2 protein-coding genes are annotated in these 4111 nt (G+C 69.8%); both read left to right on the top strand.

The window, feature by feature from the left end; all coding sequences use genetic code 11:
- The first annotated feature begins 1050 nt into the window (after positions 1–1050).
- Entirely contained in the window at positions 1051–3681 is a 2631-nt protein-coding gene (locus FBR05_14940) for a hypothetical protein (protein ID MDL1873475.1), read from the top strand.
- On the top strand, positions 3678–4082 hold the full coding sequence (locus FBR05_14945; GenBank protein MDL1873476.1) for a hypothetical protein: 405 nt from the start codon (positions 3678–3680) through the stop codon (positions 4080–4082). The genes FBR05_14940 and FBR05_14945 overlap by 4 nt, the downstream gene beginning before the upstream one ends.
- Positions 4083–4111: the final 29 nt, after the last annotated feature.

A 4111-nucleotide genomic window follows, 5' to 3' on the forward strand; every position in this document is an offset into this window, starting at 1 on the left:
CTACCTGCCCAACGCGGTCTGGGAGCTGCGCCGCCAGCAGGCCGGCCTCCCGCCGGTCGCCGGCTTTCTACCCTTCTACCGATCGATCCAAGGTTTCGCGAGCGAGGGCCTGAGGGCCGAGCCCCTGCTCGACACCCTGCCCCCCGCCGCCAAGGAATACGTCTTGCTGGAGCCGACCCGCGAGCTGCGGCCACCCAGTCCCCTCCCCGCCGAGCCTGCCCCCGTCAACCAAGCGCCGGCCGAGCCCAACAAGTCGACGATCACCGGTCCCACCCTCCTGGTCGCCTATTTTCCCCGGATCATGGCGGGGGCCCGAGAGAGCGTCGACCGTTACTTGGACGAGATGATGATCCGGGGCGAAAAGGAGCGCAAACGCCTCCACGGCCTCACCCAGCACATCCTACTCACCCTCCACCAAAGGGAGGTCGAAGACCCGGAGATCGGGAGCGTCAGCAACCTGCAGATTTGGATTCGCCCCTCCCCCCAAGGACAGGGGAGACGGAGCGTTGAGGTCCTAAGCCCGATGGAGGCCCTATTGAAAAACCAAGAACAACCCTATGGTCCGGAGGATATTTTACTGATCTTGAGCCGAAATCCGGGCTATTTGGGCACAGAAGTACCCACTCTGGAACATCAATACCTCCGCCACAACCGAAAGAACCCCCGCATCCCCGCCGGCGAGGACCTGGAGTTTCAGCGGGACCTGGGCCTGGGCGACCACCTTCGCTTCCGAATGACGGTGCACGACCTCAGCCTCAGACCCCCCGACCTGGCCAGCTGGCAGCGATGGATGGAAGCGCACGTCCGCGGGGCCAAGCCGCCCGACCTGCCTTAAATTGCCGCGGTGCGTGAAGGTAAAACCTTAGAATTCCTAGAGAATTTGGTTGTCATCCGAGGCAACTTCCCCTAGGAAGCCCCGATAAATTTAATAGGGAACCTGCCGGGGCACAGCGGTTAAAAGAGGGTAGCCGCCTAAAAATCTGAAATCATGACGCATTTCGCATGGGGCACGCCATCGCGAAGGGCCTTAGGGCCGAGAGGGGTCTCGGCATGACGCCCCCTTGCGCCAACTGCCACGGGGCCCGCGGCACCGTCTCGCTCGACGAGACCCCGCCCGAGATCCCCCCCTGTCCCGCCGAGGGACGCTGGCCGGACTGGATCTCTGCGGTGGATCCCGAGCTCCCCCAACAAGAATGGTGGGTGCGAAGCAATTTCGAGGCGGCCCGCGAGACGCCGCGACCGCTGCGCCTCGACGTGGGGCGCGCCGAGCTTGCGGCGGAGATCCGGCTTCGCCCCGGCCTTCGGGAATTCGCGGGCTTTCCCTGGAGCGATTCGCCCTACCAGGCCCTAGGCGTGGAGATCTCCCCCGGGGCCTCCCTCACCTCCCGCCTCGAGGTCCGCGACAACGTCCTCCTGCTCGGCCTGAGAAATCTCCTCTCCGTCGACGGCATCTACTTGGACGGCCCCCTCGGCCTCAATTTCTGGCCGGAGCGGGTCAGCGTCGGCGACTTCGGCGAGCTGCACGCCATCGCCCGCACCGAGCCCGGCGTCCTCTTTTTCCTCGACCCCTTCATGGTGCCCCGCCCGCCGCTGGGCCGGGACCTCCCCGCCGGGGACCAGTGGGAGTCCGTGGCCGAGTGCCTGGCGCGACCCCCGGAGGCCGACGGCGGCGCGGCGGACTGCTATCCGGGCGTGACTTATCCCAATCACCGCGACAACCCGCGGATCGACTACTTGTTGACGCGTTTTATTCCGGCGGAGCTCCTCGAGCCGAACGGGCGCCTGCCGGCCCATTTCCATTTGGAGACTCTGATCGCGCGCATTCTCGACTGGCGCCGCGCCCGTTCCACCGGCGCCGTGCCCGCCGCACCGGACCCGCGCGGACCTCTGGCCCGAGCCCGGGCGATCCTGCAACCCTTGCAGGAGTGGCTCGAGCCCGGCAGTCGCGTCGAGCTTGCGATCGGCGAGCTCAACGACCTGTTTCTCCCCGGCATCCTCGACCTCGGCGCCTCGCGCGGCAGCTTCGAGGTCGTGTATCGCGGGGGTCAAGCGGTGACGGCGGAGTCCCGCGACCTGGAGATCAACCTGGATCCCATCGACTTCCCGGCGCGGCCGGGCCCGACGCGCCCGCCGATCCGCCTCGAGACGGCGACGCTGGCCGCGGCCGCCGCGAGCGCGGAGCTGGACGGGATCGAGACGCCTCCGGGGCTGCGCGTCGAGTTTGACGCCGCGACCGGGCGCCTCTGGATGGAAGGCAATCTCGCGCTGAGCGCGCAGGCCGCCTTGCCCGCCTTGGGCGCGGTGGAGCTCGACGGGCAGCTGTTGTTTCGCAGCACCTGGCAGTGGACCGAGAACGGCCTGGAGCCCCTGCCCGAATCGACCTCCTTGGAATTTCGAAACGGCGAGCTGTGGGAGGCGGGCGGACAGCGTCCCCTCCTGACCGAATTCTCCCTGACCCTGAGCGACCGCCCGGAGTCCCTGCCGGGCTTGGAGGCCTTCCTGCGAGGCCCCTCGGCCGAGCCCCGGGCCCGCCTCGCGCTCTCCGGCTGGGCGGGCCGCACCCGCCGCCTGGAGCTCGGCGCCGCCGTCCCGCTCCCGCTGCGTCCCGAGGCGGCGCGCTACGACTTCGAGGCCCTGCTGGAAAATCTCTCGGCCGAGATCCTGTTTCAACTCAACGGCTCGCACTCTTATGCGGCCGAGGTCGCCCTGCGCAGCGCCGAGTCGGAGCGCGGCCGCAGCCTCAGCCTCGATTTCGACCTGAGGGAGGGCGAAAACGGCGCGCCCGCCCGCCGCCCCTTGGTGCGCGAGGGGCATCTGGAACTGCGCTCGGAGCGCGAGTACGAGGGCCACGACCATTACTTCGCGGAGTTCCGCGCAGCGGCGATCGACCGCGGCCCGGTCGTCCTGCGCGGCGTCGAAGGGGAGCTGGCCGTCGACCGCTTGCAATTCCAGGACGGCGTCAGCCAGATCCGCGTCCCCCGGCTGCGCCTCGGCCTCAACCCGCACGGCGCCCCCGGCGGTCTCCTGCGCGGCCCCGTCACCCTGCTTTTGGAGCCCGGCGCGGAGGGCGCCTTGAACATCCTGTGGCACGGCCCGGAGCGCCGCCTGGACGTCACCGGCCTCGACCTGCGCTTCCGGGCGGCGGGGCTGCGCGTCCTGCCGCGCGGCCTGCTCGACCTGCTGAACCCCTCCGTCGCGGGCATCGGGCTGGACGGGCACTTCGAGGGCGGCTTCACCGCCGAGTTTCCGGAGGATCGCCGCCGTTGGCGCGCCCGCGGCGACCTGCGGCTGCGCGGCGACCGCGACGGCGACATCTATTTGATGGACGCCGCGGGCCGGCGGGTCGGCCTCCCGCTGGTGCGCGACACCCGTTGGCGCTGGCGCCGGGTCGACCGCATCGACTGGCGGCGCCGCTACGCCCTGGGGGATTTTCACTTGGACACCCTGCTCAACTTCGCCGAGCTCTTGCCGCGCGGGACGGCCCGCCCCGAGACCGGGGCCGAGGCCTACGGGGCCCGCGGCCAGCGCCTGTTTCCCTACGAGGTCAACGGGGTGATGCCCTACGACAACCAGCCCTGGGACCTCGAGGGTTTCCGCAACCGCATCGTCGACTATCTGCTCGCCCTCTGCCGGCAGAACGCGGAGTGCCGCGCCGGCATAGAAGGAGGACGCCGCCCATGACACCGCCCATTACCATCGATCTCTCGCCGGACCGCCTGGAATGCCGCGGCTGCGACGAGGCCTGGACCCCGCCGCGCGCCGAAGTCCGGACCGAACCTCCGACCTGCCGCTCCGCGCCGGTCGCGGCGCCGCCGCGCATCCTGTTGACGCCGCCGAGCTTCCGGCTCCCGCCGCTCTTCTCGCGGCCCCTCTCGGAGATCCTGCGCCCCAATCCCTTCCGGCTCGACACCTCCCTGCTGCGGGCGGGAGAAGCGCGCGAGGCGACGCCCCCGCGGCGGCTGAGCCTGGTGGACTTCCTCCCCGCGATCGCCTCCCTGGCCGCGCCACGCTGCTCCAGGTACTGGCCCACCCGCTGGTTCGCCAGGCGGTCGTCGGGCGCGATCTGCAGCGCCTTGCGGTAGAACGAGACCGCCTTCTCGGGGTCGCCCAT

The sequence above is a fragment of the Deltaproteobacteria bacterium PRO3 genome, assembly GCA_030263375.1.
Lineage (GTDB): Bacteria > UBA10199 > UBA10199 > DSSB01 > DSSB01 > DSSB01.

Coding starts and splice junctions, on each gene's coding strand:
- FBR05_14940 (MDL1873475.1), top strand. CDS start 1,051: ATGACGCCCCCTTGCGCCAACTGCCACGGGGCCCGCGGCACCGTCTCG.
- FBR05_14945 (MDL1873476.1), top strand. CDS start 3,678: ATGACACCGCCCATTACCATCGATCTCTCGCCGGACCGCCTGGAATGC.